General features: G+C 54.9%; 5 protein-coding genes and 1 pseudogene. 3 read left to right on the plus strand and 3 right to left on the minus strand.

All coding sequences use genetic code 11. The features are described 5' to 3' along the window. Positions 1 to 2 precede the first annotated feature (2 nt). Together P8Y39_02715 and P8Y39_02720 are read left to right on the plus strand one after the other, a co-directional pair. A complete protein-coding gene (locus P8Y39_02715) occupies positions 3 to 410 on the plus strand; it encodes a YHS domain-containing protein (GenBank protein MEJ2191248.1) in 408 nt (135 codons plus the stop codon). A 180-nt stretch (positions 411 to 590) separates the two neighbouring features. Continuing rightward, complete coding sequence (locus P8Y39_02720; GenBank protein MEJ2191249.1) at positions 591 to 1,598, plus strand: ATP-binding protein; 1,008 nt, start codon at positions 591 to 593, stop codon at positions 1,596 to 1,598. A gap of 784 nt (positions 1,599 to 2,382) precedes the next feature. Here P8Y39_02720 and P8Y39_02725 read toward each other — a convergent pair. Beyond that, positions 2,383 to 2,565, minus strand: a pseudogene (locus tag P8Y39_02725) (type II toxin-antitoxin system HicA family toxin). A 2-nt stretch (positions 2,566 to 2,567) separates the two neighbouring features. Here P8Y39_02725 and P8Y39_02730 point away from each other — a divergent pair. Further along, positions 2,568 to 3,986 (plus strand): asparagine synthase-related protein, encoded by a 1,419-nt coding sequence (locus P8Y39_02730; protein ID MEJ2191250.1) that lies wholly within the window; start codon positions 2,568 to 2,570, stop codon positions 3,984 to 3,986. A 476-nt stretch (positions 3,987 to 4,462) separates the two neighbouring features. On the opposite strand, the gene P8Y39_02735 is transcribed toward P8Y39_02730, so the two are convergent. Together P8Y39_02735 and P8Y39_02740 are read right to left on the minus strand one after the other, a co-directional pair. Then, positions 4,463 to 5,041, minus strand: coding sequence for a hypothetical protein (locus tag P8Y39_02735; protein ID MEJ2191251.1), 579 nt, complete (start codon positions 5,039 to 5,041; stop codon positions 4,463 to 4,465). Positions 5,042 to 5,083: 42 nt separating this feature from the next. Continuing rightward, a complete protein-coding gene (locus P8Y39_02740) occupies positions 5,084 to 5,500 on the minus strand; it encodes a hypothetical protein (GenBank protein ID MEJ2191252.1) in 417 nt (138 codons plus the stop codon). Between the last annotated feature and the right edge of the window lie 520 nt (positions 5,501 to 6,020).

Raw genomic sequence — 6,020 nt, forward strand, 5'->3', positions numbered from 1 at the left:
CAGTGGCGCAATTCCGTGACATCGAGGACATGATTGAAATTCTCAACCTGGCAATCGCCAGGCAGGAGGCGGAGGAGGAGTTCTTCCGGCGCTCCGCCGAGGCCTCCTCCAACGAGGTGGCCAAGGCCCTGTTTGCCGAAATAGCCGAGGACCTCTCGGCCTACCGCCGGGGCCTGGAGGCGCGCAAAGAGAAGCTCCTCCATGCGAAAGAGGACCTCGGCGGGCGCCCCGCGGTATCGGAGGCTGCGGGGGAAGGCGCCGGAACGGCCCGGGACCCCGTGTGCGGCATGAAGGTGGACGCGGCCAGGGCGGAACACGTCTCAACGTACAAGGGCAAGACGTATTCCTTCTGCTCCGCCGACTGCAAGAAGGCCTTCGACCTCGCACCGGAAAAATACGTGAAAGAATAACCCTCTTTGGCGAAAATCACGATGCCTCCGGGGCAACGGAAGCGGTGCCCGTGCCGCCGAGCACCGTCATCGCGGCCGTACATGCGCGGTTTTTGAAGGCGGAGAAGGCCGAAGCGTAAAGCCCTGGAGGAGGGACCTTTAAACGAGTCCGCATGAGGCTCGAAAACACATCGAGGCCCGATGCAGAGAAAAAGACTCCCCATAATCGTCATTGTCGTCATTACGGCGTTTATTACCTATCTGCACTACTCCGAGGCCCCCGGCATCCGCGAGCTCCACAGGATATATACCGAGCTTTACTACATACCGGTCCTTATCGCGGCTATCGCATTCGGGTCGCGGGGTGCGATACTGACGTTCGTGCTGGTCTGCGCGCTTTACCTTCCGTATATTTTCTTCTCCCGGGTCGAGACGGTCCTCACCCTCACCGACCAGCTGCTGCATCTCGTGCTCTTCGGGATATTCTCGGTCCTCGCCGGCCTCCTGGTGGACCGGGAAAGGAAATCGAGCAGGCAGGCCGAGAGGGCCGAATACCTCGCCGGCCTGGGGCAGGCGGCCACGACCATCGTGCACGAGCTCAAGAACCCTCTGATTACCATTCTCGGCTTTGCCGGACGGATTGAAAAGGGCAAGGGGAACGCCCGGGAATCCGCACGGGTGATATCGGAATCGGCCCGGACGATGCAGAAGATAGTGAGCGACGTACTGGACTTTGCCAGGCCTGCCACGCTCTCGCTTGAGGAAAACGACGTTTCGGAAGCGGTGCGCCGGGCGTGCGATTTCTGCAGGGCCAAGGCCGAGAAACGCGCCGTGGGCCTCTCGCTTGACCTTCCCGCCGAGCCGTTAACCGCCATGGCGGACCACTACCGCCTCGAGCGCGTGTTCACAAACCTCATCGACAACGCCGTGGACGCATCGGCGCAGGGCCAGACCGTGTCGGTCTCGGCACGCATGGAAAAGGGCAACGTCCTGGCCAGAATAAAAGACAGCGGGCCGGGTATCGACAGGGAAGCCCTCCAAAAAATCTTCACGCCCTTCTATACGACAAAGAGCGCCGGGACGGGCCTGGGCATGGCGATAGCCAAGAAGGTCGTCGACGAGCACGGAGGAAACATCCGCATCCAGAGCGAGCCCGGGAAGGGAACGGAAGTGACGGTAGAGCTGCCCCGCAAGGAGGAGAGCCCCTGAAAACCCGGCCCGGATAGAGATCAAAGACATTTATCCCCGTTTCGGGATCTTCCTGTTTGTGTTAAGATGACCAAAAAGGTAAATCAAGTTGTTGGCAACATGAAGAAGGATGCTGATAATGCCGCGATTGTTTAAAGTTGGGATTTATACCGGCTGCCTGGTTCTGCTTATATATCTCGCCTTCAGGTTATACATTCGCGACGTCACATTCCTAATACCGTTTATACTGGGTCTTGTGTTTGTCTGCGTGTCACTGCTAGGCCTTGTTATTTGGCTTTTTGTCCGGCCATCCTTCTCGAAATTTCGGGAAGCGGCGATTTCTCTTCTTGTGGTCGCGTTAACAGTTTTTTTGCCAATGTCTCATTTTCGGTTGCTTGGACACTATTTCTCTGGCCTCGTCAACAGGTCCATTTACACGAACGTGGCAAAGGATGGTATCTGTTCGCAACCGCGCCTGTAGAACTCCTGCAGAAGATGCGCCAGGTGCTCGATGCGGCGTACTAACTGAGGAGTTCAAGACTAATCAACGAATTATCCCGTCTTGAAGCCACGGCTTTGTGGGTGGTATATGCCGCAACATTAATCACCTCGTGCTTCTTGCACACTTGGAGGGGGAAGTCGTAGTTATTCGAAATTGAGACCCTTGCGGCTTCCAGGAAGAAGAGCGCAACTCGTCAAAAGCCAAATGGCTCTGTCACAGGGAGAACTTCTGCTTGGGGTTTACGGTTGAGGGCAGCGGCAGCGCGACTCACGCTTCGAATTCGCTTCGCGGGAGGGCTGATTGTCATATGATGGACAGCAATGTACCAATGCGCAGGTTGCCATGTGCCGAGACCGGAACGGTGATCGTACTGACTTGAAGTCTTTTCTATATGGCAATATGGCTGCCTCGGCGCCGGACTTTTAGAAAGCCGTGTCTCGAAAGGACTCGGCAAACTTCCTCGCCCGAAAGCGTTCGGAGCTTACCTGATGAGGAGCGAGGGGGACCAGACGGTGGAGAAGTGGATGTTCCGGAAGGCCTTCGAGGACATGCTTCCCTGCTCCGTGGTCTGGAGGGTGAAGCAGGAGTTCTCCCAGAGCTCGGGCTCCGCCCAGGTGCTCCCGCAGTATTTCGAGGAGAAGATGAGCGACGCGGAGTTCGAGCAGTGGAAGGCGGAGCACCCGGTAATCAGGAGCAAGGAGGAGCAGTACTATTTCCGTGTCTTCACCGAGCACTCCGGCTCCGACCATGCGGTGCGCACCGAGGGGCAGTGGGCTGCCTCTGAGAGAAGACCGGAGCCGCTGTTTCAAAAAAGAAGGGTTAACGAACGGGGCAAAGCGCGGGAAAATGGGAAGAGCGTTCTCATTTGGGGTGAGCGATGGCCACGGCAATCCTCTACAGCGAGAAGATACGGGAATACGACCTCGGTCACGTCCTCACCGCAGAAAGATACCGGAACTTCATGCGCCTGTTCGAGGAGAAGCTGGGTGACAACCCTCTTTTCCAGGTGGTGGAGCCGCCCTATGCCACCGACGAAGAGGTGCGAAAGCCGGGACCCCATGGACACCCCCCTTTCCCCTCCTCTGGTAAGGGCGGCCAGGCTCATGGCCGGTGCGGGAAAGCTGGCTGGGGAGCTGGTGCAGACCGGGGAGTTCGAGAAGGCGGCCTCCATCGGCGGGGGCGTGCAGCACGCCTCCCGGGAGCAGGAGCGGGGGTTCGGGGTTTTCAGTGACACCGGCATCTGTGCCAGGAACCTGATACGAAACCATGGGGTGGAGCGGGTGATGATCATCGACACCGATGCCCACGCCAGCGAAGGCCTGTACCAGATTTTCTCGAGGGACCCCCAGGTCCTCCTGCTTTCCCTCCACCAGGACACCGGCACCCTATACCCAGGACCCGCCTGGGGCAGGGTGGAGCAGACCGGGGAGGCCGAAGGGGAGGGATACTCCATCAACGTTCCCCTCCCGCCCCATACGGGCGACGAGGCCTACGGCATGGCCCTGGAGGAGGTCTTCACCCCGGTGGCCGAGGAGTACGGGCCCGAGGTCATCCTCATGGTGGACGGGAGCGACACGCATTATAGCGATGGCATAACGCAGATGGGGCTTACCCTCAAAGGGCTCCGGGACATCGCAGGCCGGGTGCGGAAGACCGCGCACAGGGTGTGCGGGGGCAAGGTGGTGAGCTTTGTGGGCTCGGGCTACGACCGTGAGGGCCTGCTCCTGCCCCGGGGGTGGCTGGCATCCATCTGCGGGCTCACCGGCGTAGAGCTGGAGCTTGAGGAGCCCTATCCCGCCCCGCCAGGGCTCGGCAGGGGGCGCAGCCTGGAGGAAACCAGGAAGGTCATAGAGACGGTCAAGAAGCACCTGGCCCCCTACTGGGGGTGCTTCTCCCAGGCGGCATAGCGGGGGCTCTTCCGGATATAGGGGAAGACAAAGGAAACAGCACGCTGCTAATATGTTCCCATATTTTCTACATCTTCCTCTCAGACGAGGATCTGCTCAGGGAGGCCTAGGGGAAGCTCGTGGAGCACTTCGGTCTCAGGGAGGAGAAGGAGGGGAAAGCTGGGCGGCGGCTTCCGGGGACTGCCGTCTGCGCCTCCACTTCCTCAGGCAGGTGGGCCCTTTCGAGCTCGCCGGCACCCACAAGGCGGCGGAGGCCCTGAAGCACGGCGAGCGCAAGGTCATACCTTTCTTTCTGAAGTCCGCGCCGGCTTCGATTTTTGATAACTACGACTTCCCCCCTCCAAGTGTGCGAAATCAAATGATGCAATGGAGCGCGGTGTACATAGGCTACTTCGCAATTATTCAGCATACTATCTATCGTACCATTCGAAAAGAAATACACAGGGCGAGCCACATTAACGCGGGGCTTTGCTTCTTCACTCGAAAAAATCACCGCCTTTCGCTGTCGGATTGTCCAGGCCATCTACCTGAGAGCCTCTTCTCTTCTCGTCTGCAATAGTGGCCAGAGTATTCACTTGACCAAAAAGATATAAAGGATCTCCATCGTGCCCGAATCCGAACAGAACGTAAGACTCGTCCATTTCTTTCGTTATGTTCCTAAGGAAGATAATTTTATAATCTTCGATCTTTAAGTCTTCTACTGTATTCATCAACGGACACGGCTGTCGCCAAAGGCTGATCAAGCGTGATATGAAGGATAAGTCGCTGGTCCTGAAGTAAACGTCGAGATGACCTCCGTAATAGCTTCTGTGCTTAACATTTCGCCATCTCAACTGTTCGCGATAGAGATTCTTGATGATTTCCTTCTCGATGACCTCTGGTTCTTCCTCATGTGGTGGAAATATATAAATCGTCTCTATGGAATCAATATTATTCTCAATCAAGGGCCAGACATCTCGGTGGAAAACAGGCAGATCATCGTATCCTTGAGGATTATTTTCTGAATATGAAGTACATTCCAGAAAATATATCCGCTCATCGGGCTGCAGCATCATTTCACTAGACCACATACCTCAATGTTCTTGAAATAAAATCCTCTAATTTCTAGCCTTCGAGTCATAGGTCGATTTTTTGAACAATTGCAGGAGCAAGATGAAAATGCCACCCTGATCCGCCTTTCCAAGTCCCTTTGCCCAATAACCTAATTGTCCTCTTTCGCCCTCCCTCAGAAGAGACACAACTTTATCTACAAAAGCCTTTATGAGTTCATCTTCTGTCCTATAATCCGGAGCTTCAAAGCACTGTGTCCCAGTATCAGATTTGACGTCAGCGGAGTCATCATAGATCCATATGGAAATATCGCCAATAATTGCTTCAATGAAGGTTTCGGCTTCCGAAAATGATGTAGGCGCTCCTTCTACAATTTTTCTGTCCGTAATGTGAACACCGTGGAGAGCAAGTCGTCTTGCCAGTTCTCCCTCGCATTTTTCCTGAAAAGGATTTAATTCGGTCATGATCAACTATCCTTGTTATCTTATCTTCCTAAAAGCAAAGTTCCTCTGGCGTGACGGCCTGCTACCTGGTTCCGCGTGTTCTACTAACTATAGTTGTAAAAGTCAAGTCTTTTTTACCATCTATTGCGGCCGTGCTTTGATTAGTCGAGATATTCACAGAAGGCTAGGAAAGAATTGTTGCAGGATACGAGAAGGAATCCTCGGGACTTTCATAATCTCCGCGGGTGCAGGGTCCTGGATGTAATCTATATTTCCTGATGACTAATGTCAACCGTTTGTTACAGGAAGGAAGACAAATAGCAGAGTTGAAATTATTTAAAACCGTTGGTGACGATTTGGTGACGGTTTTTCGTGCACAAAAAGGGAGGCAACACGTTGAATAAAGAAAAAGGTGGCGGAGAGGTGGGATTCGAAAACACCACGCCTATTTAAAAATCAATACCTTAGGTGCGCTCATTGCCCGGCCATTGTCCGGGCCTTCCTCATGCCTTGGAAAATCAACGTTTTTCTTGTACTCTAT

Source organism: Nitrospirota bacterium, from assembly GCA_037386965.1.
GTDB lineage: Bacteria > Nitrospirota > Thermodesulfovibrionia > Thermodesulfovibrionales > JdFR-86 > JARRLN01.